The organism is Prosthecobacter fluviatilis, assembly GCF_055388355.1.
Map to the genome: position 1 here is coordinate 3,426,716 of NZ_AP043782.1, position 25,737 is coordinate 3,452,452.

Consider the following 25,737-nt stretch of genomic DNA (forward strand, 5'->3'; position numbering starts at 1 on the left):
ATGAGCGACACCGAAAACGGCCTTCATGAACCCTCCGCACCGGATCCGCTGCTGCGGCTGCAGGAGCAGGACCGCAACCGTCTCGCGGAAGCGCTGCAGGAGCTGCTGGCGCATGGTTCCCTGCTGGGGCTGGAGAGCGGCCAGAGCGGACTCTACAACTGGTGCCGCCAGAATTTTGACTGGCTGCGCGAGACCGCAGCGCTGGCAGGGCTGGATGTGGCTCTGCTGCACGAGGAGCGCATGGTGCAGGCCATCCCGCGCGTCTCCTCCATGGTGCTGCATCTCAAGCAGGATGCCACGCTGGTGTGGCTGGCACTCTGGTATGCCGGAGATGTGCGCTGGCGCGATGAAGGCGAGACCCAGGCCTTTCTCACCGTGGCGGAACTGAATGCCCTCATGAAGGACCAGCTTCTCCCAGATGCGGTGGGCCAGATTTCCCGCAACCGCCTGCGCGAAATCCTGCGCCAGGCTGCTCGCTTCAACCTCATCAAGTTTCAATCTGCCGAGTCCTTTGAAGACTCGGGCATCGAGGTACTTCCCGCCATCCGCCGCGTGGTTCCCTTCCGTGAACTGGCGGAGTGGACAGAATCGGCCCATGCGCTGAAGCGCGGTGAGGCACAAGCCGTGAACTCCAGCACCGAAGAGGAGGTGGAGGCATGAGCACCAAAAGCCGCGCCATTCGCCTCTCCCGCCTCCATGCCATCAACTGGTATGGCTACCAGGACACGCTGCCTGTGCAGGGAAACCTCGTGCTGGCCGGCGTCACCGGTTCGGGAAAATCCATTCTGATGGACCTCCTCATGCTGGTGCTGGTGGGTCCTGAACGTGCACGCCATCACTTCAACCGCAGCGCCACCGGCACGCAGTCGGACCGCACGCTGAAAGGCTACTGCCTGCTGGATACCAAGCAGCAGTCCGAAAGCGGTCAGCCGCAGTTCTACCACGACAAAGGCGTGACCACCTACGTGGCGGCCGAATTCTCCTGGCCCGGCAGCAAGCGCGTGGAAACCTGGGGCCTGCGCATCGAATTCCGCAACACGGCGGAAAACGACGGCCACATCACCCCCTTCTTCTGCCCCGCCAAGCTGGAGAAGGATGACTTCATCCATGTCTCGGCGGAGGATGGCAAACGCCGCACGTTGGACATCCTGGGCTTCCGCCAGCTCGTGGAGGGACGCGAGGGGCACGTCTTCGCCTCATCCCGCGAATACCTGCGCGACATGAGCAGCGGTGCGCATCTGAACTTCAACCGCGAGGTGCTGGACCGCCTGCTGCCCAGCGCGATGTCCTTCACCAACCTCAAGAGCTTTGACGACTTCTGCCGCCGCTTTGTGCTGCCTGGCGAGGCCGTGCCGGTGGAGGATGTGGTGGCCAGCTACCGCGACTTTGAATCCTACGAAAACGAGCTCCGCCTGCTGCGCGGCCAGCTCACCCGCCTGCAGACGATCCGCCAGCTTTCTGAAACACGCGCGAATGCCCAGCGCGATCGCGATGTTGCCAGGTTCCTCGCCACCGAGCTGAACCACGAGCATACTCAGGGTCTGGTGACCAGCATGGAAAAGCGGCTGGCCGAGCTGCGCGAGCGCTTCTCCGTGGATGAGGAGCGCCTGCTGGAGCTGGAGAGCGAGATCTCCCGCTGCCGCAGCGAGCGCGAACGCCTGCTGGGACTGATGCACGAGTCCTCCGAAGGCCGCCTCTACCACCAGCTCACCGAGCAGGGCCGCAAGCTGGAAGCAGAGCTGCTGCGCCTGCGTGAACTCGGCAGCAAGCTCAGCGACCGCCTGCGCAAGCGTGTGAAGGATGCGAAGGCATGGCTCAAGGACGTGAAGCAGGCTCCCCTGCCCCGCCCGGTGGACACACAGCGTTTTGAAACCGCTCTGGAACTTCTCGAGGGCTGCGATGAAGCCGCCACGGCCAATGCCCTCAGCCTCCTGCGCGATGCTGCAGATCAGGTGTGCAAAAACCTGCGCCAGGGCTTTGCCGCTGATGCCGAGGAGCTGCGCCGCCTGCGTGCCGAGCGCTCTGATCTGGAGGCCCAGATCAGCACCCTCAAAGCCGGGCTGCCGCCCATCGAGCAGCCGCTGCTGCATGAACTGAACAGCAAGCTGCTGCAATTCCAAGGAAGGTCCGCAGCGCATGCGCTGCGGGAAGTGTGCGAGGTGGCGGACGAAGGCTGGCGCGAGGCCATCGAGGTGGCCTTCACCGAGAAGTTTGCCGTGCTGGTGAACGAGGAGCAGCATGCCGAGGCGCTGCGTCATTTCCATGAGCTGAAAGCCGGAGCCCAGGGGCCAAAAGCTGCGCTGGAGTCACTCGTGCATCCAGCACGCATGCTCGCGCTAAAACCGAAGGTGCTGAAAGGCTCTCTCGCTGAAAAGATCGAAACCGACGACCCCGTGGCCCGCGCCTGCGTCGATCACTGGTTCGGTCAGGTGAAGTGCGTACAAAAGCTGGCGGACTTCGAGAAGCACGATGCCGCCATCCTGCCCGACGGCCTCATGCTGCGCGACGGCGTCACGCATCGCGCGCGGCGCTACGATGGCGTGCCGTTTGTCGGCAAACGCGGCCTGCAACGCCAGCAGGAGATCAAGCAGGCGCTGCTGCAGGAAATCGTGGCCGGCATCCGCCGCCTGGAACCGCTGGAAACGGAGATCAATGCCCTCATCTCCGACAAGGACACCAAGCTGCCAGACCACGGCACGCTCGCTCAGGATCTGGTGCGCGTGGAGTCACTGCCCAAGCTGGAACAAGATCACGAAGAGCTCATGAAGCGGCTCCAGGAGATCGACACCGGCTCCCTGCACGAGTTGGAGCAGCAGGCGCACGAACTCAGCATACAAGCGGATTCCTTTGAGAAGGAACGCCTCGAAATCGCCCGCAAAGGATTGCAGCGTGAGATCGAGCAGATCGAAAAGACACTGGCCACACGCCGTGACGATGCCTCCAAGCGTGAAGACGAGCTGCTGCGTGTGCGCAGAGAGATCGACATCTCCGCCCATCTGGACCGCTACCAAACTTGGAAGCAGGACATGCTGGAGAAATATCTCGCCGCCGATGTCGCAGCGCGGGAGTTCGAAAAAGAGCAGAGCAGGGCCGCCGTCAGTGCCGCGCAGGCTGAGGGCGACCTCAAGGCCGCGATGGTCGAATTCAAAAAGACCTTCTCCCCACGCTTCGACGACCTGCCCGAAGACGGCCGCAGTACGAAGGACTATGAAAAGCTGCTGGCCCGCATCGACGGCCAGGGCATCCCGGATTTCGAGAAGAAGGCCGGGGCCGAGCGCAAACGCTGGGAGGGCCTCTTTCGTACGCAGGTGCTCAGCCGCATGCAGAAGGCGCTCAAGGAGATCGACAACATCATCTTCCTGCTCAACAAGCAGCTCAAGCGGCAGATCGGCAATGATGTCTATCACATCAAAAAGGAACCGAACCCCGAGTTCCGCTTCTACCGCCATCTCATCGACCTCAACTCCACGCGCGATCCCGACGACCTCTTCTTCTCCAGTCTGGAGGGCGAGCTGCGCACCGCGCTCGATCACTTCCTGCAAACGCTCGTCAAGCAAGGCAGCAGCCCCGAGGCCGCACGTCTGCTGGACTACCGCCAGTACTTTGACTACGACCTCCTTGTCTCCGATGTGCGCCATCCGGACGCGAAGCCGGTGAGCGTGGACAAGCAAAGCGGCAAAATGAGCGGCGGCGAAAATCAGAGCCCCTACTTCGTGGCCATCCTCGCCAGCTACCTGCACGCCTACAACCGCCACGAGACCCGCTGGAAAGAGCCCAGCCTGGCACTCGTGCCCATCGACGAGGCCTTCAGCAAGCTCAGCGGCGAGCGCATTCAGGACTGCCTGGCCGCCATGCAGGAGCTCGATCTGCAAGGCGTCTTCAGCATGTCCAGCGGCAACATCCCCTTCGCCTTCAGCCTGTGCGACGAACTCATCGTGGTGACAAAGACGGAGAAACGCGAAGGCGGCAAAACCCGCATCCGAAACATTCCCGCCGTGCTCTTCCGCGACACCCCCGAAGGCCGCGAATGGATGGACAAGCATGGCTCATGATCTTCCAGACGTACTGAAGGTCTTCGCCGACCGCTACCGCGCGTCCCAGGCAGGTCGCACCGGCGTCAGCAGCGGAGACTTCACGCTGGATTACATGAAACTTCTCAAAGCCGCCGGTGCCCAGTCCGCCGCAGCCCGCAGCTCAGCCGAGGAGCGCCTGCGTGCAGCCTCCGCCCGGTCTCAGGGCATGTTGAAGCTCGACACCCATGCCCGCGATGAGCGCCTGATCCATATCGTGCGCCTCTCACGCGAAGGCGGCGAGCAGTGGCTGTTTCGTCATCTGCACGAATCCTCTCCCACCGAGGAGAGAAGGCAGCTTGCAGATCTATTCGGGTCCTTTGCAGACACGCATGTCCCACAGCATCAGCAAGCCTGGTCGTCCTGGTGCCGAAAGCTGGCGCAGCAGGTGCTCGATGGCACCTCCATCGCACCCTTTGCGCGAGATGATCTGGAAGGAAATCGCGAACTCCTCACCCTCCTCCCGCGCGTGCTGGGCTGGCAGGGCGAATCGCTGATCCGCTTCGCCAGTTGCAGCATCTGCCGCAGCTCGAAAAGGCTGGAGGAGCTGCGACCCCGCATCGAGCTCGCGCTCAAGCAGCTTTCAAACAGCACAATCAGCTCTCTCGAAGACCTCGGCCTCATGGAAAAGCCGCGTCAGGTCTTCCTTTGCGGCCCGCTGCTTCTGCAGCTGCCCGAAGGCCCCCTGAACCTTGGGCTTCTCAAGGCGCCTGTTTCCCTTTCTGAAACCGACATCCGCCGTGCCGTAGCCACTCACTGCACGGCCTCTCGCGTGCTCACGGTGGAAAACGAAACCACCTTCATGGAACTGACAAAGCTGGGTGGAGACACTCTCTTCATTCAAACCAGCTACCCAGGCCGTGCTGTGCTCGCCCTCTTGGCTCGTCTTCCCGCCAGCCTGCCCATCCATCACTTTGGCGACAGCGACCCCGCCGGCTTCGACATCCTCCGCGATCTCCGCGAGCGCTCCGGCCGCGCCATCACCCCGCTGCATATGCGCCACCGCCCGTGCGCAGATTCCGCCGCACTACAATCTCACGACCACCAGATTCTCGGCCGCCTCCTCGCAGATCCACACATGGCAGACTGCCACGCGGAGTTGCAGGCCATGCAAACCGCCGGCACCAAAGGCGACTTCGAGCAGGAGTCTCTGGGACCGCCAAGCCTCACGGCGTGGCCGTTTTACCGGTGATTTTCGAGCCTGGGCTCTGCTCGGGCCTTGGATGAGCGCGGAGCATTCGTCGGTATCTGGGTCAGCATCAGGACCATCATGGCCACAGGCATCAGCAGCACCACCCATCCCGGCCAGGCCATGATCCCCGGACGCTCAGGGCGCGCATAGTCAGGCGTCACCCCGGCGGCGAGCATGCGGTCATAGAGATGCGGGTGCACCATGCTGTTGCTGCGCATCACGGCGGGCATCTGGTTGGCTTCGTAAAGCTTTTCCAGCGCACGCGCATACTGCACCGGATCAGCCCCCTGGATGGCGGCATCATCCGCACGATGCTCCATCCGCCGCGCGATCGCTCGTGCAAGACGTGCACACAGCACGGGGCAGAGAAACAGCAGCACAATGCCATTCAGGCCATAGACATGCTCCACAGGATTCATGAAAGCCAGGGCGGAAATGCCCACGATGGGCAGCAGGCGCGAGAGCTTCACCCCAAACCCCTCTCGCAGATGCGCCACCTCATGGTGCAGCACGGCACGCAGCTCCTCATCGTTCAGGATCTCCATCAGGCGGGAGGTCAGCACCAGACTGCGCAGATGCACCAGCGCACCGGCAAAGGCCTTGGGCGACTTGCTGAAAAAAATCCACCGGGGTGTCAGCCCCGTCTGCACAGAGACCTCCCGCACAAGAGCCTCCAGCCTTTCCTCCTCCGGCTTCCGCTTGTGCGGAAAGAGCTTCAGCAGCGGCAGCCACACGCCGGTGGCGATGACCAGCACCCCCACCAGCCCCACGGCAAAGCGCAGCCACTCAGCAGGTCCGACAGCGTTCGGCATCGACCACATCAGCCCGAGCAGGATGCCGTAGATGCCAAACTGCACCAGCGCCATCCAGAATGTCTCACCCAGCCAGGTGAGGAAGCGGTAGCGCGGCTCGATCGCGCGCGTGAAAAAGAACGTGCCTGCCAGAAAGCCGCACACAAGTCCCGCCACGGAGCAGGAGTTCACCAGCCAGCTGGCGCGGTCCACCCCTCCCAAAAAGCCGCCCGACAGACTGCAGGCAAACACGAGCGCCACAGACACCCGCCGCGCAGGCCAGAGCAGCCGTGCACGCTCCGTCCAGTGGCAGCCCGCACTCCGCCGCCAGGGTATCAGCGCCAGATGCATCACCACCGTGGTCAGCAGCGCCATGCCTGCCGCTGTACAAAGAAAAATCTGCCATTTCAAATCCATCCGCGCATCGAAGCGGAAAAGCACAGCCAGTGTCAATCCTTTGCGCAACATACTGCGGCCGTTGACGAGACACCGGTTGACCATCCGCCTGCATGGACGGACCTTCCCTCATCATGGCAGCCCACCCCGACCGCACCCACACCATCGCCGTTTTCTGCGACTTTGAAAACCTCGCCATCGGCGTGAAGGATGCGCAGTATGACAAGTTTGACATGAGCAAGGTCCTCGACCGCCTCCTGCTCAAAGGCAGCACCGTCGTCAAGAAGGCCTACTGCGACTGGGACCGCTACAAGAGCTTCAAGGCCGCCATGCACGAGGCCTCCTTCGAGCTCATCGAAATCCCCCACGTCCGCCAGTCCGGCAAAAACTCCGCAGACATCCGCATGGTCGTGGACGCCCTCGACCTCTGCTACACCAAGCCCCACGTGGACACCTTCGCCATCGTCAGCGGCGACTCAGATTTCTCCCCTCTCGTCAGCAAGCTGCGCGAAAACAACAAGACCGTCATCGGCGTCGGCGTGAAGCAGTCCACCAGCGGCCTCTTCATCGACAACTGCGACGAGTTCATCTTCTACGACGACCTCGTGCGCGAGGAGGAAAAAACCCGCAAACGCCTGGCCCGTGCCAAGCCCGCACCCACACCCGGCAAAGCTGTCTCCCAGGAAAAGAAGCCGGGTGGTGACCCTGAAAAAGCCATCCAGATCGTGGTGGAAACTGTCGAGGCCATGCTAAGCCGCAGCGGCAGCGACACCGTGTGGGCAGGCCCCGTCAAGCAGGCCATCCGCCGCCTCCAGCCCCAGTTTGACGAGCGTTTCTACGGCTTCAGCACCTTCAGTTCCCTGCTGGAGGCCGTGGCCGGGCGCGGCCTCATGAAGCTCGAGAAAAACGAGAACGGCTACAAGATCAAAGTCACCGCCTCCGAAGAATAGTACGATGGGCACTCTTGCCCGTCGATCAGCGGCACCGCAATCCATGAGGCGCCACCGCACCTCACTGCGCACTCTTCTCAAACGCCGCCGCCCTGTCTTCCAGCAGCGCCAGCGCCTCGCCCGCCAGATAAAGCGAGCCCGCAATCAGCGTGCGCGCCTCCGGCTTCATCGCCTTCAAGGCATCCGCAACCCGTGCATGCAGGGTTACAGGCCGGGCCTCAATCCCCAGCCCGTTCCAAATCTCCCGCAGTGCCTCCGGAGTCAGCGCTCGCGGCGACTCAAAGCCTGTGAAACGCCAGCTCCCAGCAATCGGCGCCAGCTCCCGCATCACCGCAGCCGTGTCCTTGCCAGCCACTGCACCAAAGATCATCTCCGCCCGCTCGTCCGGAAACTGCTCCCGCCACGTCTGCGCCAGCACACGGGCTGAATCCAGATTGTGCGCACCATCGATGATGCAGCCGCCGGCCTTCTGAAACCGTGCAGGCCACTGCACCTCGCGCAAACCTCGCGCGATCACCTCTTCCTCAAGCTCAAACCCCGCTGCGTGCAAAGCAGCAGCAGCTAAGGCTGCATTCCAACGCTGATGCGGGCCTGCGAGACCGGTTTCCCCATGCCATGGCGAGTAGATGATCGTGAGCGGTGCCCCACGTTCCGCTGCAGCGAACGCGATTTCTTCCATCGCTTCTGGCTCCTGGTCTATCGTCACCACCGGCACTCCCGGCTTGATGATCCCCGCCTTTTCCGCTGCGATCTTCGCCAGTGTGTCCCCCAGCATGTCCATATGGTCCCAGCCGATGGGCGTGATCACACTCACCTCGGGCATGATGGCATTCGTCGCATCCAGCCGCCCGCCCAGCCCCGTCTCCAGCACCACCCACGGGCAGCCCTGCTGCGCAAACCATTCCAGAGCCAGCGCCAGCGTCAGCTCAAAAAACGTGGGGTGCGGGTCCCAGCCTGCCACACGCTCTCGCAGCCGGTTCACTCCGGCAGCAATCTCCTCCGCCGTGATCATGCGTTCCGCATCCCGGATCCGCTCGCCAAAATGGATCAGATGCGGCGAGGTAAAGAGCCCCGCGTTGATCCCGGCAGCTTTTAGAATCGAATGCATGAAGGCACACGTGGACCCCTTCCCATTCGTCCCCGCCACATGGATGAACTTCTGCCCCGCCGCTGGCAGTTTCAGCTCGCTGAGCAGCCGCTGCACATTGTCCAGCCCCAGCTTGATGCCGTAAAACTGCGTGCTGTAGAGCCAGTCGATTTCTTTTTGCGCCTTGTCGTTCATCATTCCTTTGCCGCACGGTGCCTGCGTCGCAGCAGGGTGCAAGCCGCCAAGAAACAAGACCGGCAGATTGCTTTCCCATTTCCCACCCGGCAGTCGCGGCTATCATGCGCGTGCATGTCTGTGATTCCCGCTTCTGACTCCTCGATCTGGATTAAACGCTTCTGGTGGCTTCTGGCCGCCGTTTTCATCGTGCGCGTCGGCCTCATGCTGCTCTTTGTGAATGGTGCCGATCTCATCGGCGATGAGGCCTACTACTGGGACTGGGGCCGCAGGCCGGACTGGTGCTACTACAGCAAGCCTCCCATGATCGGCTGGATGATGGGCTCCATCGGCTGGCTCACAGGCAATGCGGAGTGGGGCATCCGCTTCGCCGCCCTGCTGCTCGGCACCGCCACGCTGGTCATCATCCACCGTCTGGCGCTCGTGCTGTTTGACGCCCGCACCGCTTTCCTTGCCGCCGTTCTGGTGCTCCTCACTCTCGCCAACGCTGCTCTCAATCTCCTGCTCACCATCGATGCCCCGCTTCTCCTCTGCTGGACGCTCGGCCTCCTGATCTTCTGGCATGCCGCGCAGAAACCCGCGTGCAACCTGCGCTGGCTCGCCCTCACTCTCGTCATCGGCTTCGGCACGCTCAGCAAGCAGATGATGCTCGCCTTCCCCGCGCTCATGCTCGTCTTCGCCGCCTTCTCACGCGAGGATCGCCCCCTCCTGCGCAATCCCCGCATGTGGATCTCCATCCTCCTCGGCATGGCCTTCATCATTCCGGTGCTTCGCTGGAATCAGCAGCATGCATGGATCACGCTGGAGCATACCAAGCACCACTTCGACACCTCCAGCCTCGGCTTCAGCCGCTGGCTCGGCCGCACGGGTGAAAACATCGGCCTCCAGGCTCTGATCTACACCCCCGTCACCTTTGCCGCCCTGGTCGCGGCCATGATCGCAGCGGTCAAACTCCGCCGGCAGATCTCACGTCCCGTCCTTTTCCTCCTGCTCGCCTCCGCTCCGGCGCTGGCCTGTTTCGCCCTGCTCTCCCTGCGTCAGCGCATCAATCCCAACTGGCCCGCAGCCTTTTTTGTCCCCGCCTTCATTCTCGGGGCCGCTTGGCTGCGCGGCGTCTCACCCTTCAGGCTGCACCCAGGCTGGGAGCGCTGGTCGCTGCGCATCGGCGGTGCCCTCGTCCTCCTGGCTCATGTGGGACTGGTCGTCATCCTCACCACGGATCTGAAGGCCATTGGCAAGCTCGCCGACATGCGCGGCTGGAAAGAGGCCGGCATCGAGGCCCAAAAATTTCTGGATCGGGTGCCTCGCAGGGAAAACACCTTTGTCATGGCCCTCGGCCATCGCTACTCCGCTGCGGAAATGGCTTTTTACATGCCCTCTCATCCGCGCGTCTATCGCTGGGAGCCCAGCGGCACGGTCCTCTCTCAGTATGAGATCTGGCCAGGGCCTGAGGAGCGCATCGGCTCGGACGCCCTCATTCTCGAACCCGGCTCCTACGCCAGCCTGGCCCAAAATGAAGTCTTCACCGCTGCCTTCGAAAAAATAGAGTTCCTTGGCACCATCCGCGTTCCCCTGGGCAGCCAGGCGCTCGAGTTCAGCGTGTTCTTGGGCAGAAATTTGAAAAACTGGCAGCCGGTTCATGCCGGCGGCAAATGACGGGGCAGCCACTGTTCCGCCACGCTTCATTCTGATCACCTCTGTTCTCACATGCCGTTCCCCTGGGATCTCAGCCTTCTCCACCAGATCAATTCTGTGTGGTCTCATCCGGTGCTCGACTGGCTCATGCCTGCCCTTTCCGCCATCGAGGCCTGGCTGCCCCTCATCATCGCAGCAGCTCTGATCACCGCCTGGCGCGGCGGCAAGCGGGCCCGCATCATGCTGCTCTGTCTCGGCATCGCCATCGGCCTCGGCGACGGCGTGATCTCCAACACTCTCAAAAAAACCGTCGGCCGCGTGCGCCCGCGCGATGCCCGGCCCGATGTCATCATTCGCGATCTCGGCCACGGCTCCCCCGCCTTCATGCGCCTCTTCCAGCCTCCCGTGGTCAAACCCAGCGAGCCCAACGGTGCCACCCGTGGCAAGTCCTTCCCTTCCAGCCACACCGTCAATCTCTTCGCTGCCGCCACCGTCATTGCCTCCTTCTATCGCGGCGCAGGCATCCTCATGTACCTCCTGGCGGCAGCCGTGGCCTGGTCACGCATCTACTGCGGTGCCCACTGGCCCAGCGACATCCCGCCCTCCATGGCCCTCGGCATGCTCGTGGGCCTGCTGGTCGTTGCCGTGGCCAGGCGCACGATTTTCAGAGAGCCGGTCAAACCGGCAGTCTGAAAAACCGCATTCACAGCGGCCACTCGATTTCCGTCTCGCCGTGCATCACTTCCGCCAGCACCGGCACATCGAGAAAATGTTCCAGCACCATCCGGTTGCTGATGCTCGCCGCGTCGCGTTCCTCCTGCACATAATTGAGAATCACCCCGGCGCAGGTCATGCCACGGGCCTGGATGTTGCGCACGGTGAGGATCGTGTGGTTCAGGCAGCCCAGCTTGTTGTTCACCACCACGATCACCGGCAGCGCCAGCCGCTGCGCAAAATCCGCCATCGTCGAAAACTCATTCAGCGGCACCTCCCAGCCTCCCGCCCCCTCCACCAGCACATGCTCATGCCGCTGCGCGATCTCCTGAAACCGCTCGATGACCTCGTTCAGCTCAAACCTCCGGTTCTCCATCAGTGCCGCCGCATACGGGGCCGCAGGCACCTTGAACCACACCGGATTCACTTCGTCCACCGTCAGCCCGCCGCTGCCCGCATTCGCCAGATGGATCGCATCATCGCGCTGGCCGCAGACAAACGGCTTGAAGCCCGTCACCCGCCTCCCCTCACGCTTCAGCGCCTCCAGCAGCAGGCAGGTGACATAGGTCTTGCCTGCGTCGGTGTCCGTACCGGTGATGAAATAATGGCTCACGCTCAGTCCTTCTTTGAGATTTCCATGGCCGTTTTGAGCAGCCAGCCACCAAAGGCGATGGCGATGAATGCGACGATCTGGCCTGCGTCCCTGCCAAAACCCATGGCAATGACACCGCACCCGATGATGATGCAGGCGCCAAGGGCAAGGGCCGGAGCGAAGTGGCTTTTCATCGCAGTACGGTGTTATCCGATCTGCGCCAGCACCGCCGAAGCGATCTTGTCCGCCTGAGCTTCGAGATATTCCACATCACGCCCTTCCACCAGCAGGCGGATCAGCGATTCCGTGCCAGAGTACCGCAGCAGCACGCGGCCATAGTCGCCCAGCTTCTTCTCGGTCTCCTTGATGATCTTCTGCGCCTCCGCCAGCTGGTCCACCGGCGGCTTCGCACGCACACGCAGGTTGCGCGCGCACTGCGGGAATTTTTTCAGGCACTTGCGCAGCTCGCTCAGCGGCTCGCCGGTTTCCTTCATGATTCGCAGCACCTGCAGGCCCGAGATCAGGCCGTCCCCGGTGGTGGCCCAGTCGCCAAAAATGATATGGCCGCTCTGCTCGCCGCCAAAGTTCAGGCCCCGTGCACGCATTTCTTCCAGCACGTAGCGGTCGCCCACGCCTGTGCGGATCACGCGGCCGCCCAGCCGGGACACGAGATCATCCAGCCCGTAGTTGCTCATCACCGTCACCGCCAGCGTGTTCTGCTTCAGCGTTCCTTTGCGCAGCATGGACTCGGCAGCGATGGCCATCAGCTCATCGCCGTCCAGCGCGATGGCCAGCTCGTCGCACAGCGCCCCGCGGTCGGCATCGCCATCATGCGCGATCCCCGCCTCCGCCTGGCACTGGCGCACGATGCGCTCGATCTCTTCAGAATGCGTGCAGCCGCACTCTTCATTGATGTTGAAGCCGTCCGGCTCGGAGTGGAAGACCTGCACATCCGCGCCCAGCTGCTCCAGCGCCAGCGCGCTCGTAAAGGAGGACGCGCCATGCGCGTTGTCCAGCGCCACGCGCATCCCGTCCAGGCGCACGCCGCCCATCGAGGAAACCGCATGCGCCACATAGCGGTCCACACCGTCCGCCAGCTTCGTGATGCGGCCGATCCCACGCCCCTCAGGGCGCGGCGTGTCTTCCGTGCCCAGCACCAGACGCTCGATGGCAGACTCCGTCTTGTCGTTGAGCTTGTGCCCGTCGCCGTGGACAAATTTGACCCCGTTGTCCGTGAAAGGATTGTGAGAAGCGGAAACAACGATGCCAAAATTGGCCCCGAGCTGCGCGCTCAGCATCGCCACCGCAGGAGTCGGCAGCTGGCCGGCCAGAATTACGTCCACACCGGCCGAGTTCAGCCCGGCGGCGATCGCCGACTCCAGCATCTCCCCTGAGGCGCGCGTGTCACGGCCCAGCACGGCTTTGGGGCGCTCCCCGCCCTCCGGTTTCCCGCCGAGCACGACGGCGGCCGCCTGCGCAAGGCGCATGACGAACTCTGGGGTCATTGGATGACGATTGGCCACGGCACGAACGCCGTCGGTGCCGAAGAACTGACGCTTTTCAGACATAGGACCGCGCTTCTAGCGCAGGACTTCCTGAGTGTCAAAGCCCGGCGGCGCCGCTCAGCACTGTCCCGGCTCCGCGCGGCGGCGCAGTCCCTGCATTGGGCGGCGAAAGCATCGGCTCCAGCTCCGAAGGCAGTTGCACAGGCGGCGGTATCACTGGCGTGAGCTGCGGCGGCGCCGGAGACGTCGGCACCGGCAGCCTCGGCGCCGGCATGGGGTACGTCGGCATGTTTCGGGCGTCCTGCGCCTTGATCATGAACCAGAACAAAAACGCCAGCACCAGGGAGACGATCTTCTCCCGCCAGTTGCGTATGATAAGTTCTTTAAGCTGATGCCCCCAGTTCATGACTGCCCTCCGTTGCAGATTCCAACCCAGCGCCTGCCCCCTCCGTGAGGATTTCATTGATCCGCTGGCGCAGCTTCGCCGGCTCCAGATCATGCTCCAGCCGGCCCTGAAAGCACAGTGAAAGAGCTCCCGTCTCCTCGGAAACGACCAGCGCTATCGCATCCGTCTCCTCCGAAATGCCCATCCCGGCACGATGCCTCAGACCAATCGCGCGGTCCTGGATCTCTCGCTGGCTCACCGGAAAAACACAGCCTGCGGACGAAATCCGCCCCTGGTCAATGATCGCTCCGCCATCATGCAGTGATGTCTTCGGGTGGAAAATGGTGGTCACCAGCTCATTCGATATGACCGCATCCAGCTCCACGCCAGACTCGGCGTACGGCTTCAGGTCGATGCCGCGCTTCAGCGCAAACAGCGCCCCGCAGCGCCTTGAGGACAGCTGCTGCATCGCCTCCATCAGCACATCCAGCACCTCCGGGTCAGGACGGTTGAAGGAAAAAATACGGCTGCTTCCCAGCTCTGCCAGCACACGCCGCAGCTCCGGCTGGAAGATGATCACCAGTGCTATCGCCAGAAAGACCGAAAAGCGCTGCAGCAGGCTGCTGATGACAGACAGCTCCAGCAGCAGCGAAAGCAGCGCCAGACTCAGCAGCAGCACCAGCAGGCCCGTCAGAATGCGTGCACCGCGCGTCGCACGGAAAAAAAGATATCCGTGATACGCCAGCGCAGCGAGGATCAGTATCTCCACGCCGTCGCGCCAGTGCTCTGTCAGAAAGTTCCACATGCCGTTCGCTCCATGCTGCTCTGTGGAACTATCGCACGGGGTGTTTTGTTTCTCAAAAGAAGAATCGTTTTGGCCTGCGATTCACGAAGGCTAGGTTGCGCCAGATGCCTCCCACCAGCCCAAGCACTGCACCCCGGCCCGATCAGAGCGATCTGTTTGGCACCCCCGCCGCTGCAGCGCCTGCCCCTCCCTCACACGTACGGATCGCACGCGTTCAGCTCGAAGGGGCCGCCGCCATGGAGCTCGACTACGCCATCCCCGCCCACCTCAAAGACGAGATCGTCGTGGGCTCGCGCGTGATGGTGCCTCTGCAAAACCGCCGCATGAATGCCGTGGTCCTCGAGCTGCTCGACGACTCCCCCCACCGCGGCCGCCTCAAGGAGATCGCCTCCTTCGTCGCCAAGCGCCCCATGTTCACCCCCGGCCTGCTCAAGCTGGCGCGCTGGATCGCCGAGTACTATCTCGTCTCCGTCCACACCGTGCTGCGCACCATGCTTCCTCAGGCCGTTCGGGACAAACCGGGCAGCTTCGTCATGGACAGCCATCTCAGGCTCCTGCGCGAACCGCCTCCTGAAGAGTTTGAAAAGCTCCGCCACAAAGCCCCCATGCAGGCTCGCGTGCTCGACATCCTCCGCAGCTGCCGCGGCGAAGCCACCCTCAGCCAGATCCGCCGTGACCTGCCACGCGCCGCCTCCATCCTCAAGCCTCTCCTCAAGGCAGGCTGGATCACCCGCAGCGAGGTGCGCGTGGAGCGCGACCCTTTCCAGGACGAAGCCTTCCTTCCCACCCAGGCCCTCACATTCACCCCGGAGCAGCAGGCCGCCTACGCACGCGTCTCCGCGGCGCTCGACACCTCCGGCCAGACCCGCCCCATCCTCCTCCACGGCATCACCGGCAGCGGCAAGACCGAGGTCTACCTCCAGGCCATCGCCCGTGTGCTCGAGCGCGGCGGCACCGCCCTCGTCCTCGTTCCGGAGATCGCCCTCACACCTCAGACCATCGAGCGCTTCAAGGCGCGCTTCTCAGACCGCAGCGATCGCATCGCAGTCCTCCACAGCCACCTGAGCGATGGCGAACGCCACGACGAATGGTTCAAGATCCACGAAGACCGCGCAGACATCGTGATCGGTGCCCGCAGCGCCATCTTCGCGCCGCTGGAGCGTCTCGGCATCATCATCGTCGACGAGGAGCACGAGCCCTCCTTCAAGCAGGACGAAACACCCCGCTACCATGCACGGGACGTCGCCGTCGTGCGCGGCGGCATCGAAAAATGCGTCGTCCTTCTCGGCAGCGCCACACCCAGCCTCGAATCCTTCGAAAATGCCGCAAACGGCAAGTACGAGCTCCTCCGGCTCATGCAGCGTACCGACGGCCGCACCCTCCCCCTCATCCGCATCGTCGACATGCGCATGGAGCGGCGCAAAGGCACCGGCACCTCCGTGGCCAATGCCGGCATCCTCTCCGAAAAGCTCCGCGCCGCCATCACCTCACGCCTCGAGAAAAAAGAGCAGACCATCCTCTTTTTGAACCGCCGCGGTTTCAACACCTCCATGGCCTGCCTCGCATGCGGAGAGACCATCCAGTGCCAGGACTGCAGCATCCCCATGACGCTCCACAAGCACGAAAACCGCCTCGTCTGTCACGTCTGCGGTTCCCGGCGCCTCCCCCCCTCCAAATGCCCCTTCTGCCATGAGCCCGGGCTCAAGCTCGCAGGCTTCGGCACTGAGCGCGTCGAAACCGTCGTCCGCGAGGTCTTCCCTCACGCGCGCATCGCCCGTGTGGACACCGACACCATTCAGCGCAAAAACCAGCTCCGCGACTTGCTCCGCGACTTCCGAGCCCAGAAGCTCGACCTCATCATCGGCACCCAGATGATCGCCAAGGGCCTTGATTTCCCCAACGTCACCCTCGTCGGCGTGTTGAATGCCGACCTCGCCCTCAATCTCCCCGACTTCCGCGCCGCGGAACGCACCCTCCAGCTTCTGGTTCAGGTCGCCGGCCGCGCCGGCCGCGGCGAGGTCAAAGGGGAGGTCGTCGTGCAGACCTACGCCCCCCACAGCCCCGCCGTACAGTTTTCACGCCACAACGACTTCGAGGGCTTCGCCCAGCAGGAGCTCGAGCAGCGCCGCGCTTTTCATTACCCCCCCTACACACACGTCGTCATTCTCGCCAGCCGGGGAAAACACCAGACCATGGCGGAGTTCGCCCTCCAGACCCTCCATCGCCGCCTCCTGGAGGGCCTCCCCGAAGACGTGCTCATCGGCGAGCCCGCACCTTGCGCCATGGCCAAGGCCCACGGCCAGTTCCGTTATCAGCTCCTGCTCCGGGCCGCCAAAATACGCCCCCTCTGCCGCCACATCCAGCAGGTCCTCCAGTCCACCTCCCTCCCGGCTGACGTTATTGTCACTTGGGATGTTGACCCCGTCTCACTTTTGTAAATTATCCTTTGTCGATTCGAAGAATCGAAGGGAACGTTGACATCAAGCGTCCCGATTCAATATTCCTACTTCATGACGACAGAGAAACGCACCTCCTGCCTCCGCCTCGGATGCCTAGCCATCCTGGCCTTTGCGCTTTCTGCCTGTTCAAGTCCGGTCAAAGGCCCTGGGGGAACCATCGCCAAGGTGAAATATTATCACCTGATGCCCTTCTTCACCCCTCAGACCACCAACCAGACCATTCTGTTTGAGCGCCAGCACTACATTTACGGCGCCGTCACCAAAAAGGACATCGTTGACCGCTTCGGCCACTACTACGCCTTCTTTTGGAAAGCCGATGACCGCACCGGCCCCGTGACCGTCAAATTCGAATACCAGCAGGCAAAATCAGGCCTCAGCAAGCGCGTTCAGGAGCTGGTCATCGATGACATCCACCGCAGCAACGTCGCCAAATTCCAGGTCGTCGGCTCAGAATATCAAAAAAGTGGCCGGGTGATCGCATGGCGCGTCAGTATTTTGCGAGGCAAGGAAGAACTGGTCAGCCAGCAATCCGCGCTCTGGAACTAACTCCGCAACGCATGACTCCTCCCACTCATATTCTTGTTGGCACCATCGGTCGCGTTTTTTGGATGAGGGTGGACGGCAGAGGGACCTTTCAAAACAGTCTTCAGGCCAAACGGGCCCTCCAGCGCGTCGTCGATCAGGGCATGCGCAATCTCGTCGTCGATCTCGAGCGCTGTCCCATGATGGACTCCACCTTTCTCGGCATGCTCACCGGCGCGGCCCTCAGCCTCCGCGAGTCTGGCGGCGGCGGCTCCCTCAGCGTCGTCAATGCCAACCAGCGCAACCTCCAGCTCCTCACCAGCCTCGGCCTCGACCACATTCTGGAACTCGACCGCGACGGCAAGCTCTGGGAAGCCGAACGCAAAAAAGTCTGCGACGCCCTCCAAAACTGCGGCGAAACCACCGCCGAGTGCAAGGAAGTACAGACTCAGCACGTGCTCTCTGCACATCAGGCCCTGGCCGATGTCAGTGACGCCAACGAAAGCCGTTTTCACGATGTGATCGAATTTTTGGAAAAAGAGCTGGAGGCTGGCACATCTGCTGTTCCCGCCTAGGCGCCACCCGGATGAGCCGGGCCGCCTTTTACACCCATGATCATCGCTCTCCTTGTCCTGATCGTACTGCTGATGACGGCGGGACTGGTAATGCTGGCTAAGATTGCACGTCAGCAAAAGCACGCCATCGCAGCCCTCCGCGCCGAAGAGGAGGCCATCGTCGCCGAAGAACGGCGCATGTTCCATTACCTGCACGACCTCGGCGAGGCCATCTGGCGCGACGACCAGCAGGCCTCCATGTACCGCCTGATCGTTGAGGGGGCCATCCGCGTCACCCAGAGCACCGGCGGCGCCCTCTACCTCTACGACGAAGCCTCTCAGCAGCTCGTCCCACGCCACTATTCCGACTTCTGCGCCCCCCTCATCAGCCTCCCCGAGCGTGTGCGGCAGCAGATGAAGGAAAACTCCGCCACCCTCCTCAGCACGCTCCGCATGCATGCTGAAAAAGTCCAGTCAGGCCTCCTCGGCAGCGTTTTCATGCAGCAGAAGACCGAGCTCCTGCCAGACCTCGGCACCGACTCCCGCCTGGGCGAGCACCTCGTCCCCTCTCAGCAGCATGTCACCGCCATGATCGGCCCCCTCAGCTTTGGCGTTCGCAGGCTCGGCGTGCTGGCCGTCACCTCCCCCAAGGACGGCCGCAGCTACAACGCCAACGACTTCGAAGTCTTCAATTCCCTCATCGAGCAGTCCGCCTTCGCCCTCGCCAATGCCATGTCTCACCAGGAGGCGTCAAAAAACCGCATGGACCAGCAGGAGCTCCAAACCGCCAGCCAGATCCAGAAAGTCCTCCTCCCGGACCGCGACCCTCAGGTCCCCGGCTTCATCATCGCCGGCAAAAACATCCCCGCACGCACTCTCAGTGGCGACTACTTCGACTTCCTGAGCCTGCCCGACGGCCGCTTTGGCGCCGTCATCGCCGACGTTTCAGGCAAAGGCCTCGGCGCTGCCATGATCACCGTCATGTGCCGCACCCTCATGCGCGCACAGTCCCAGATGTACGAATCCCCCAGCGCCGTCCTCGCCGCAGTCAACCGCCAGATCGCCCCGGACATACGCGAAGACATGTTCATCACCATGTCCTACGTTGCCATGACGCAGGACGGCTCCAGACTCACCCTCTCGCGCGCCGGCCACAATGCCGCCCTGCTCTGGCGCCAGGCTTCCGGCAAGGTCGAGTCCATCCACCCCCCGGGACTCGGCGTCGGCATTGACAAAGGCGCTGTCTTCGAGCGCGTCACCAAGGACGAAAGCTTCGAAATGCTGCCCGGAGACTGCCTCCTCCTCTACACCGACGGTGTCAATGAGGCCATGGACGCCAAAGGCGTCGAATTTGGCGAAGATCGCGTCCAGCAGGAGCTCGCCAAACATGCCCCCAACGGGCCCAAGGCCGTCATCGGCGGCATTATCATGGATTTGGAGCACTTTTTGAAAGGTCGGCGCTCCCATGACGACATCACCTTGATTGCTATTCAGAAGACGGCATAGTCGCGGCCCCCCAAAAAACCGCGAAATCCTATGACCGAGCCGAGTCCAGACACGACCCAGCAACCCTCTGCTGAAGAAATCCCCAGCCCTGAAGCCGCCGCGCCCGTCGAGGAGGCTGCTCCGCTGGACCCCATCACAGCGCTCACCCAGGAAGTCGAACGCTGGAAAGACATGGCCTACCGCAGCCAGGCCGAACTCGACAACTTCCGCAAACGCTCCGCCCGCGAGGCCCAGGAAACACGCGCCTACGCCAATGCCGACCTCCTCCGCGCTCTCTTCCCCATTCTCGACAATTTCGACATGGGCCTCGAAGCCGCCCGCGCCGAATCCGAAAAATCCATGATCTTCATGGGCATGAGCATGGTCAGCCGCCAGCTCCAGGACTTCCTCCGTGAAAGCGGCGTCCAGGAAATCGAGGCGCTCAGCAAAGCTTTTGACCCCAACCTCCACGAAGCCGTCGCCCAGGAGCCCAGCACCTCCGCACCGGAAGGCACCATCATCCGTGTCACCCGGCGTGGTTACAAGCTCAAGGACCGCCTCCTCCGCGCCGCCAGCGTCATCGTTTCCAGTGGTCCCGCAGCCACCCCAGAGGCGTAACCCTCTCTCTACCCTCCCATGGCTGACAAACGCGATTATTATGAAGTCCTCGGCGTCTCACGTGACGTCTCTGCCGAGGATTTGAAAAAAGCCTACCGCAAGCTCGCGGTGAAATATCACCCCGACAAAAACCCGGACGACAAATCCGCCGAAGCCAAATTCAAGGAAGTCGGCGAAGCCTACGACGTCCTCAGCGACGAGCAAAAGCGCGCCGCCTATGATCGCTACGGCCATGCCGCCTTCGCCGGTGGCATGGGCGGCCCCTCCGCAGGCGGTGGTGGCTTCCACGATCCGTTCGACATCTTCCGCGAAGTCTTCAGCGGCGGTGGCGGCGGCATTTTCGAGCAGTTCTTCGGTGGTGGCGGTGGCGGCGGTGGTCGCCGCCGTGACGGCCCCCAGCGCGGCAGCGACCTGCGCTACGGCATGGAAATTTCCCTCGAAGACGCCGCGCACGGCGTGGAGCGTGAAATCGAGTACGAGCGCAGCGCCTCCTGCAAAACCTGCTCCGGCTCAGGCTCCGCCAGCGGCGGCGGCAAGAAAACCTGCCGCACCTGCGGCGGCGTCGGCCAGGTCATCAGCTCCCGCGGCTTCTTCCAGATCCAGCAGACCTGCCCCGACTGCAGCGGCAGCGGCGAAATGATCAGCGACCCCTGCCGCAGCTGCCACGGCACCGGCCGTTCCAAAGAACGCACCAAAGTCCGCGTCAAGGTCCCCGCCGGCATCGAGGACGGCTCCCGCCTCCGCTCCACCGGCAACGGTGATCTCGGCGTCAAAAACGGCCCCGCCGGAGATCTCTACATCGTCGTCCAGGTCAAGCCCCACGAAATCTTCGAGCGCGAAGGCAACGACCTCCACTGCGACATGCCCCTGTCCTTCGGCATCGCCGCCCTCGGCGGTGAGATCACCGTCCCCACCATGGAGTCCAAGGCCTCCGTCAAAGTGCCCGCCGGCACCCAGAACGGCACCACCTTCCGTCTCCGTGGCAAGGGCATGAAAATCCTCGGCGAAGACCGCTACGGCGACCTCTACGTCCACGTGCAGATCGCCGTCCCCACCAAGCTCAATGCGGAACAGCGCGCGAAGCTCGATGAATTTGCCAAATCCCTCGGCGAGCAAACCTCCCCCATGGAGGAAAGCTTCTTCGAAAAGGCGAAAAAGTTTTTCCGCTAACCGCCCATGACCACCCGCGATCTGCTGACTCTGACGAAGTTCCGCCTCAGCGCCCTCGTCATCGTCACGACGTTTGTCGGGTTCTGGCTGCGTGCCCCCAAGGGCTTCGACTTCTGGCTGCTTTTTCACACCATCATCGGCAGCACCCTCGCTGCCTTTGGTGCCGCCGTGTTCAATCAGCTCATGGAGATCGAGCCCGACTCGCGCATGCAGCGCACCTCAGACCGTCCCCTGCCCTCCGGCCGCGTCAGCCCTTCGGCAGCCTTCGGCATCGGCTGGCTCCTCAGCGCCTGGGCCCTCATCCATCTCACCATCCAGGTGAATATGGAGGCCGCCGCGCTCACCGCCCTCACCCTCGCGGTATACCTCTTCATCTACACCCCGCTGAAGCGTCAGAGCGCCACCAACACGCTCGTCGGCGCCGTCTCCGGCGCACTGCCTCCCCTCATCGGCTGGGCCGGTGCCGCCGGGCCCCTGCCTGCGGGCTCCGTGCCGCATTTCCGCTGGGAGCTCATGGCAGAGCCGGGGGCCATCTACCTCTTCCTCCTCCTGTTCCTCTGGCAGCTCCCTCACTTCCTCGCCATCAACTGGATGTACCGCGACGAATACCGCAAGGGCGGCTTCGTCATGCTCGCCAATGACGACGAACACGGTGCCCGCACCTCCAAGCACGCCCTCGCCTACGCCGTCAGTACCGTGCTCCTGATGTTCTATCCCGTTTACGCCGGTGCCGCCTCGGCATGGTGGTTCCTTCCCCCTGCGCTCCTCCTCAGCGGCTGGCTCTGCATGCTCGCCTTCCGTTTCAACCGCCAGCCCGAACGCGCCTCAGCACGCAAGCTTTTCTTCTGCACCCTCATGTATCTCCCGGGCATTCTGATCGTATCCATCCTTGCCTGGAAACACGCGTAAACCGCACCTCCATGAACGAATCCCCCCCCAAAGCCAAGCTCAGCCCCTGGACCATCTGGGTGCCTGTCATCATCGCCGTTCTAGGCCTCGTCGTCTTTTACAACTACCTCATCTACCGCTCCCGCATCGACAACGACGTCAACCGCCCTCCCATCCTGGGTCGCCTCGAAAAAGACCTCGAGCTCACCGAGCGCAGCGGCAAAACCGTCCACCTCGAAGATCTCAAGGGCAAAGTCCTCGTCATCTCTTGGGTCTTCACCCGCTGCCCGCGTGGCTGTGCCGCCGTCATCGCCAAGCTCAAAAAGCTCCAGTCAGAATTCGCCAGCGAACCCGGCGTCCACTTCATCAGCTTCACCCTCGACGCCGATGACACCCCCGAGATGATGCAGAAATTTGCCCGCGGTCTCGACATCAAGGACGACGCCAATTGGTGGTTCGTGAATGGTGAAAAAGACGCCGTGCGCAAGTTCATGACCAGCCAGGTGCAGTTCCGCCCCGTGCAGGACATGCCTGAGGCCGAGCGCCTCTCCCCGGACGACAAATACATCCACGACCTTCGCGTCGCTGTCGTTGACCACCGCGGCCATCTCCGCCGCCTTGAGGACATCCTGAACGGAGATCCCGAAGCCGCCAAATTCTGGGATGGCAAAATCCGCGAAGACCTTCGCTACCTCCTCGCTGACCAGAAAAAGGCCCCCTACAAGCCAGCCTCCTCAAACTGAATCATGGACGTCACCGAACTCCCCAAGCTCTACACCATTTTCAACGGCTGCGCCCTGGTGCACATCCTCCTCGGCCTCACCATGATCAAGCTCGGCCATAAAAAGCCGCACATCGTCAGCATGATCATCGCCCTGCTGTTCTCCACCGCCTTCCTCGGCTGCTACCTCTACTACCACTACCACGCGGGCCACGTGAAGTTCGCCGGCACGGGCCTCACACGCCCCATCTACTTCACCATCCTCTTCACCCACATTCCCCTGGCCATACTCAGCCTGCCCATGATCATCATGACCGTGGTCCCGGCCCTGCGCAGCCGCTTCGACAAACACAAGCGCGTCGCCAAATGGACCGTCCCCGTCTGGCTCTACGTCTCCGTCACCGGCATCATCGTTTACCTCATGTGCTACGTCTGGTACGGCCCGCCCATCCGCGGATAGGCCAAAACCTCTTCAATCAAAAATCGATTGTTCATCAATCGTCAATCACGTGCGCCCAGGACGCGCCTAAGCCGGAGGATTGACGATTGTCGAGCCTTCGATTTCTGATTTTCTAGGTTCCAAACCACCGGACAGGCTGTCGCTACATCCATCCTACGGCCAAACCTCACTCCTCAAACTTCCACGACTTCTGCTTCGTCGGTTTGAGGTCCGTTCGCCCGCGTTTCTTCCGAAACACATCAAACACCACGTCGGACCCGTCCGCCTTCATCTGGTGCACCATTTGCAGCAGCACCCCCAGGCGTCCTTTCGGAAACCCCGCCTTGTTCGCAAACCACCCCAGATACTCCGCCGGAATGTCATAGATCGGCACCCCGTTCGGCGGGAAATGCTGCGGCCCGTACTTCCCAAACGGCATGAACGTCCGCCCGATCTCCTCAAAATCGGCGCGCATCCGTGCTTCCAGGTCGTCCATGCCGCAAAGTAGTGCGGGCAATCCTGCCCGCGAGTACCTTCTGTAGCCGCAAAAAGAGACTGGGGCTATTTCACCGCCTCAGCGAGCCCCCCGCACCAGCTCCTCCACGATCTCCTCCGTGCCAAGAAACGGCAGCGAATAGTGCCCGTCCTCCTCCTTCAGAGTGAGCGTGGCATTCGGAATCTTCTGCACAAACCGCTCCACCATCGAAGCCGGGATGTTGCTGTCACGGCCCCCATGCCAGTAGCGGATGGGAAAGCTCACACTGCCCAGATCAATGCCCCAGTCGCTCGAATAGATGTTCCCATCCAGCCTCACCGCATGCACCGGAGACGTCACCCCCACACGCCCGCTCGTCGTCAGAATGCGGTACAAGTCCGGCCGCGCAAAGGCCTGCTGGTCGCGCTCGCACATCTTGCACACCTGTGCCGCCACCAAAGGCGATGCCGCTGGCAGCCGCATGAACTGCGCCGCCACCGCCAGCCCCGCCCCCAGAAACCACGGCACCCGGTCCTGCGCCCACAGCGCCAGCCGGTAGGCCCACAGCAGATCCTTCGTTCCCACCTCCCGCAGCGGCGGCGCCCCGCAGACCACACCCGCGCTCAGCAGCCGCTCCGGCATCGCATAGGCGCAGGCCAGCACATACGGCCCGCCTCCCGACACACCCAGCACATGAAATTTCTCCCACCCGAGATGCGCCGCCAGCTCGCGCATATCCCCAGGCCAGTCCAGCAGCCGGCGCCCCGGCTGAAAATCCGAAAGCCCGATCCCCGGACGGTCCGGCGACACCACACGCAGGCCAAACTTCTTGCCCGCTTCATCCAGCATCTCTCCCTGCAGCCGCGAGCCCGGCCAGCCATGGAAATAAAACATCGGCACCCCGCTCGGATCACCGTATTCCGCATAGCCCAGCCTCCTGCCGTTTGAGAGGGTCACTCTATGGTCGCTCATGGCAGGGATCAGACTACAGTTTGCGGCCCGGTGTTACAACAAACCATGCGCCTCTCGCAGCAGCGCCTCCGTCGTCTCCCAGTCAATGCACGCATCCGTGATCGACTGCCCGCGCACCAGCTTGTCCAGCGGCTGCGGAAACTTCTGGTTCCCGCCCACCAGATTGCTCTCCAGCATCGCGCCGATGATCGCCTTCTGCCCCGCCGCACGCTGGCGCACGATCTCACGAAACACATCCGGCATCCGCCGGTGATCCTTCGCACAGTTGCCATGGCTCGCATCGATCATGATCGCAGGCTTCAGCTTCGCCGCTTCCAGCCCGTCGATCGTTTCCATCACATTGTCCGCGCCGTAGTTCGGCCCGTCTTCTCCGCCGCGCAGGATGATGTGGCAGTCCGGATTCCCGCTCGTCGTCACCGCAGAGGCCACGCCATCCTCGCTCACCCCCAGGAAAGTCTGCGGCTGCATCGCCGCCTTGATCGCATTGATCGCTGGCGCGATGTGCCCAAACGTCCCGTTCTTGAAACCCAGCGGCATCGACAAACCCGACGCCATCTGCCGGTGCGTTTGCGACTCCGTTGTCCGCGCACCGATCGCGCTCCAGCTGATCAGATCCGCAATGTACTGCGGCGTGATGGGGTCCAGCAGCTCCGTCGCCGTGGGCAGCCCCAGATCCAGCACATCCCGCAGGATCTTCCGCGCCAGCCGCAGCCCCGCAGGAATGTCGCAGCTTCCATCCAGATGCGGATCCATGATCAGCCCCTTCCACCCCACCGTCGTGCGCGGCTTTTCAAAATACACACGCATCACGATGCACAGCCTGTCCTTCAGCTCTTCCGCCAGCGCCGCCAGCTTGCGCGCATACTCCATGCCCGCCTCGGGATCATGGATCGAGCACGGCCCCAGGATGACGAGAAACCGCTCATCTGTGCCGGACAAAATGTCCCGGATCTCCTGCCGCGAACGCTCCACAAAGGCTGTCTGCGCCTCCGTTGGCGCGATCTCGCTCATCATCCCGCGCGGTGCGGGCAGCGGAATGTTCGAGGCGATGTGGAGATTGGCGGTCTGGCTCATGACAAGGTGTTCCTAGCACCATCCGCTCCCTGTCTCATCTGTA

General features: G+C 62.7%; 25 protein-coding genes. 15 read left to right on the top strand and 10 right to left on the bottom strand.

The genetic code is table 11. The features are described 5' to 3' along the window. The 3 genes from ACZ5WW_RS13160 to ACZ5WW_RS13170 are packed head-to-tail and all read left to right on the top strand — an operon-like array spanning position 1 to position 5,262. Positions 1-660, top strand: a complete 660-nt coding sequence (locus ACZ5WW_RS13160; RefSeq protein ID WP_377168286.1) for a DUF4194 domain-containing protein — start codon at positions 1-3, stop codon at positions 658-660. Continuing rightward, a complete protein-coding gene (locus ACZ5WW_RS13165; protein WP_377168288.1) occupies positions 657-4,052 on the top strand; it encodes an SbcC/MukB-like Walker B domain-containing protein in 3,396 nt (1,131 codons plus the stop codon). Before ACZ5WW_RS13160 ends, ACZ5WW_RS13165 begins: the two co-directional genes overlap by 4 nt. Continuing rightward, complete coding sequence (locus ACZ5WW_RS13170; RefSeq protein WP_377168290.1) at positions 4,042-5,262, top strand: Wadjet anti-phage system protein JetD domain-containing protein; 1,221 nt, start codon at positions 4,042-4,044, stop codon at positions 5,260-5,262. The genes ACZ5WW_RS13165 and ACZ5WW_RS13170 overlap by 11 nt, the downstream gene beginning before the upstream one ends. Here ACZ5WW_RS13170 and ACZ5WW_RS13175 read toward each other — a convergent pair. Continuing rightward, a complete protein-coding gene (locus ACZ5WW_RS13175) occupies positions 5,253-6,494 on the bottom strand; it encodes a M48 family metallopeptidase (RefSeq protein WP_377168292.1) in 1,242 nt (413 codons plus the stop codon). The two genes, ACZ5WW_RS13170 and ACZ5WW_RS13175, sit on opposite strands and share 10 nt — an antisense overlap. A gap of 68 nt (positions 6,495-6,562) precedes the next feature. On the opposite strand from ACZ5WW_RS13175, the gene ACZ5WW_RS13180 reads away from it, so the two are divergent. Next, complete coding sequence (locus tag ACZ5WW_RS13180; protein ID WP_464694147.1) at positions 6,563-7,399, top strand: NYN domain-containing protein; 837 nt, start codon at positions 6,563-6,565, stop codon at positions 7,397-7,399. A gap of 61 nt (positions 7,400-7,460) precedes the next feature. On the opposite strand, the gene ACZ5WW_RS13185 is transcribed toward ACZ5WW_RS13180, so the two are convergent. Continuing rightward, on the bottom strand, positions 7,461-8,684 hold the full coding sequence (locus ACZ5WW_RS13185; RefSeq protein WP_464694148.1) for a bifunctional folylpolyglutamate synthase/dihydrofolate synthase: 1,224 nt from the start codon (positions 8,682-8,684) through the stop codon (positions 7,461-7,463). Positions 8,685-8,795: 111 nt separating this feature from the next. On the opposite strand from ACZ5WW_RS13185, the gene ACZ5WW_RS13190 reads away from it, so the two are divergent. Both ACZ5WW_RS13190 and ACZ5WW_RS13195 read left to right on the top strand, forming a co-directional pair. Then, positions 8,796-10,337, top strand: a complete 1,542-nt coding sequence (locus ACZ5WW_RS13190) for an ArnT family glycosyltransferase (protein ID WP_377168298.1) — start codon at positions 8,796-8,798, stop codon at positions 10,335-10,337. A 51-nt stretch (positions 10,338-10,388) separates the two neighbouring features. Further along, a complete protein-coding gene (locus ACZ5WW_RS13195; RefSeq protein ID WP_377168300.1) occupies positions 10,389-11,009 on the top strand; it encodes a phosphatase PAP2 family protein in 621 nt (206 codons plus the stop codon). 10 nt (positions 11,010-11,019) lie between these two features. Here ACZ5WW_RS13195 and bioD read toward each other — a convergent pair whose 3' ends face one another. From bioD to cdaA, 5 genes are read right to left on the bottom strand one after another with little or no spacing between them, the layout of a single operon-like run. After that, entirely contained in the window at positions 11,020-11,643 is a 624-nt protein-coding gene (gene bioD / locus ACZ5WW_RS13200; RefSeq protein ID WP_377168301.1) for a dethiobiotin synthase, read from the bottom strand. 2 nt (positions 11,644-11,645) lie between these two features. Beyond that, on the bottom strand, positions 11,646-11,816 hold the full coding sequence (locus ACZ5WW_RS13205) for a hypothetical protein (protein ID WP_377168303.1): 171 nt from the start codon (positions 11,814-11,816) through the stop codon (positions 11,646-11,648). A gap of 12 nt (positions 11,817-11,828) precedes the next feature. Next, on the bottom strand, positions 11,829-13,190 hold the full coding sequence (gene glmM, locus ACZ5WW_RS13210; protein ID WP_377168305.1) for a phosphoglucosamine mutase: 1,362 nt from the start codon (positions 13,188-13,190) through the stop codon (positions 11,829-11,831). 34 nt (positions 13,191-13,224) lie between these two features. Next, on the bottom strand, positions 13,225-13,533 hold the full coding sequence (locus ACZ5WW_RS13215) for a hypothetical protein (protein WP_377168307.1): 309 nt from the start codon (positions 13,531-13,533) through the stop codon (positions 13,225-13,227). Beyond that, on the bottom strand, positions 13,511-14,317 hold the full coding sequence (gene cdaA / locus ACZ5WW_RS13220) for a diadenylate cyclase CdaA (protein WP_377168309.1): 807 nt from the start codon (positions 14,315-14,317) through the stop codon (positions 13,511-13,513). The genes ACZ5WW_RS13215 and cdaA overlap by 23 nt, the downstream gene beginning before the upstream one ends. A 104-nt stretch (positions 14,318-14,421) precedes the next feature. On the opposite strand from cdaA, the gene priA reads away from it, so the two are divergent. The 9 genes from priA (at position 14,422) to ACZ5WW_RS13265 (ending at position 23,194) form a co-directional block, all read left to right on the top strand. Then, entirely contained in the window at positions 14,422-16,755 is a 2,334-nt protein-coding gene (priA, locus tag ACZ5WW_RS13225; protein ID WP_377168311.1) for a replication restart helicase PriA, read from the top strand. 72 nt (positions 16,756-16,827) lie between these two features. Further along, positions 16,828-17,322, top strand: a complete 495-nt coding sequence (locus tag ACZ5WW_RS13230) for a hypothetical protein (RefSeq protein ID WP_377168313.1) — start codon at positions 16,828-16,830, stop codon at positions 17,320-17,322. An 11-nt stretch (positions 17,323-17,333) separates the two neighbouring features. Then, positions 17,334-17,873 carry an STAS domain-containing protein gene (locus ACZ5WW_RS13235; RefSeq protein WP_377168315.1) on the top strand — a complete coding sequence of 180 codons (540 nt, stop codon included), beginning with the start codon at positions 17,334-17,336 and terminating at the stop codon, positions 17,871-17,873. Positions 17,874-17,909: 36 nt separating this feature from the next. After that, complete coding sequence (locus tag ACZ5WW_RS13240) at positions 17,910-19,358, top strand: PP2C family protein-serine/threonine phosphatase (protein WP_377168317.1); 1,449 nt, start codon at positions 17,910-17,912, stop codon at positions 19,356-19,358. Between the two features lie 30 nt (positions 19,359-19,388). Beyond that, positions 19,389-19,955 carry a nucleotide exchange factor GrpE gene (locus tag ACZ5WW_RS13245; RefSeq protein WP_377168319.1) on the top strand — a complete coding sequence of 189 codons (567 nt, stop codon included), beginning with the start codon at positions 19,389-19,391 and terminating at the stop codon, positions 19,953-19,955. Positions 19,956-19,973: 18 nt separating this feature from the next. Continuing rightward, positions 19,974-21,125, top strand: coding sequence for a molecular chaperone DnaJ (dnaJ, locus tag ACZ5WW_RS13250; protein ID WP_377168321.1), 1,152 nt, complete (start codon positions 19,974-19,976; stop codon positions 21,123-21,125). A 6-nt stretch (positions 21,126-21,131) separates the two neighbouring features. Next, positions 21,132-22,034: a heme o synthase gene (gene cyoE, locus ACZ5WW_RS13255; protein WP_377168323.1), complete on the top strand. Its 903-nt coding sequence runs from the start codon at positions 21,132-21,134 to the stop codon at positions 22,032-22,034. Positions 22,035-22,045: 11 nt separating this feature from the next. Then, on the top strand, positions 22,046-22,756 hold the full coding sequence (locus tag ACZ5WW_RS13260; RefSeq protein ID WP_377168325.1) for an SCO family protein: 711 nt from the start codon (positions 22,046-22,048) through the stop codon (positions 22,754-22,756). A 3-nt stretch (positions 22,757-22,759) separates the two neighbouring features. Continuing rightward, positions 22,760-23,194, top strand: coding sequence for a DUF420 domain-containing protein (locus ACZ5WW_RS13265; protein ID WP_377168327.1), 435 nt, complete (start codon positions 22,760-22,762; stop codon positions 23,192-23,194). Positions 23,195-23,360: 166 nt separating this feature from the next. Here ACZ5WW_RS13265 and ACZ5WW_RS13270 read toward each other — a convergent pair whose 3' ends face one another. The 3 genes from ACZ5WW_RS13270 to ACZ5WW_RS13280 form a co-directional block, all read right to left on the bottom strand. After that, on the bottom strand, positions 23,361-23,669 hold the full coding sequence (locus ACZ5WW_RS13270; protein WP_377168329.1) for a putative quorum-sensing-regulated virulence factor: 309 nt from the start codon (positions 23,667-23,669) through the stop codon (positions 23,361-23,363). Positions 23,670-23,747: 78 nt separating this feature from the next. Further along, complete coding sequence (locus ACZ5WW_RS13275) at positions 23,748-24,620, bottom strand: alpha/beta fold hydrolase (RefSeq protein WP_377168331.1); 873 nt, start codon at positions 24,618-24,620, stop codon at positions 23,748-23,750. Between the two features lie 33 nt (positions 24,621-24,653). After that, a complete protein-coding gene (locus tag ACZ5WW_RS13280) occupies positions 24,654-25,694 on the bottom strand; it encodes a 3-deoxy-7-phosphoheptulonate synthase (RefSeq protein WP_377168333.1) in 1,041 nt (346 codons plus the stop codon). Between the last annotated feature and the right edge of the window lie 43 nt (positions 25,695-25,737).

What these genes read in the sequence shown, in the direction of transcription:
- ACZ5WW_RS13160 (WP_377168286.1), top strand. Translation starts at nt 1, where the DNA reads ATGAGCGACACCGAAAACGGCCTTCATGAACCCTCCGCACCGGATCCG.
- ACZ5WW_RS13165 (WP_377168288.1), top strand. Translation starts at nt 657, where the DNA reads ATGAGCACCAAAAGCCGCGCCATTCGCCTCTCCCGCCTCCATGCCATC.
- ACZ5WW_RS13170 (WP_377168290.1), top strand. Translation starts at nt 4,042, where the DNA reads ATGGCTCATGATCTTCCAGACGTACTGAAGGTCTTCGCCGACCGCTAC.
- ACZ5WW_RS13180 (WP_464694147.1), top strand. Translation starts at nt 6,563, where the DNA reads ATGGACGGACCTTCCCTCATCATGGCAGCCCACCCCGACCGCACCCAC.
- ACZ5WW_RS13185 (WP_464694148.1), bottom strand. Translation starts at nt 8,684, where the DNA reads ATGATGAACGACAAGGCGCAAAAAGAAATCGACTGGCTCTACAGCACG.
- ACZ5WW_RS13190 (WP_377168298.1), top strand. Translation starts at nt 8,796, where the DNA reads ATGTCTGTGATTCCCGCTTCTGACTCCTCGATCTGGATTAAACGCTTC.
- ACZ5WW_RS13195 (WP_377168300.1), top strand. Translation starts at nt 10,389, where the DNA reads ATGCCGTTCCCCTGGGATCTCAGCCTTCTCCACCAGATCAATTCTGTG.
- ACZ5WW_RS13205 (WP_377168303.1), bottom strand. Translation starts at nt 11,816, where the DNA reads ATGAAAAGCCACTTCGCTCCGGCCCTTGCCCTTGGCGCCTGCATCATC.
- glmM (WP_377168305.1), bottom strand. Translation starts at nt 13,190, where the DNA reads ATGTCTGAAAAGCGTCAGTTCTTCGGCACCGACGGCGTTCGTGCCGTG.
- ACZ5WW_RS13215 (WP_377168307.1), bottom strand. Translation starts at nt 13,533, where the DNA reads ATGAACTGGGGGCATCAGCTTAAAGAACTTATCATACGCAACTGGCGG.
- cdaA (WP_377168309.1), bottom strand. Translation starts at nt 14,317, where the DNA reads ATGTGGAACTTTCTGACAGAGCACTGGCGCGACGGCGTGGAGATACTG.
- priA (WP_377168311.1), top strand. Translation starts at nt 14,422, where the DNA reads ATGCCTCCCACCAGCCCAAGCACTGCACCCCGGCCCGATCAGAGCGAT.
- ACZ5WW_RS13230 (WP_377168313.1), top strand. Translation starts at nt 16,828, where the DNA reads ATGACGACAGAGAAACGCACCTCCTGCCTCCGCCTCGGATGCCTAGCC.
- ACZ5WW_RS13235 (WP_377168315.1), top strand. Translation starts at nt 17,334, where the DNA reads ATGACTCCTCCCACTCATATTCTTGTTGGCACCATCGGTCGCGTTTTT.
- ACZ5WW_RS13240 (WP_377168317.1), top strand. Translation starts at nt 17,910, where the DNA reads ATGATCATCGCTCTCCTTGTCCTGATCGTACTGCTGATGACGGCGGGA.
- ACZ5WW_RS13245 (WP_377168319.1), top strand. Translation starts at nt 19,389, where the DNA reads ATGACCGAGCCGAGTCCAGACACGACCCAGCAACCCTCTGCTGAAGAA.
- dnaJ (WP_377168321.1), top strand. Translation starts at nt 19,974, where the DNA reads ATGGCTGACAAACGCGATTATTATGAAGTCCTCGGCGTCTCACGTGAC.
- cyoE (WP_377168323.1), top strand. Translation starts at nt 21,132, where the DNA reads ATGACCACCCGCGATCTGCTGACTCTGACGAAGTTCCGCCTCAGCGCC.
- ACZ5WW_RS13260 (WP_377168325.1), top strand. Translation starts at nt 22,046, where the DNA reads ATGAACGAATCCCCCCCCAAAGCCAAGCTCAGCCCCTGGACCATCTGG.
- ACZ5WW_RS13265 (WP_377168327.1), top strand. Translation starts at nt 22,760, where the DNA reads ATGGACGTCACCGAACTCCCCAAGCTCTACACCATTTTCAACGGCTGC.
- ACZ5WW_RS13270 (WP_377168329.1), bottom strand. Translation starts at nt 23,669, where the DNA reads ATGGACGACCTGGAAGCACGGATGCGCGCCGATTTTGAGGAGATCGGG.
- ACZ5WW_RS13275 (WP_377168331.1), bottom strand. Translation starts at nt 24,620, where the DNA reads ATGAGCGACCATAGAGTGACCCTCTCAAACGGCAGGAGGCTGGGCTAT.
- ACZ5WW_RS13280 (WP_377168333.1), bottom strand. Translation starts at nt 25,694, where the DNA reads ATGAGCCAGACCGCCAATCTCCACATCGCCTCGAACATTCCGCTGCCC.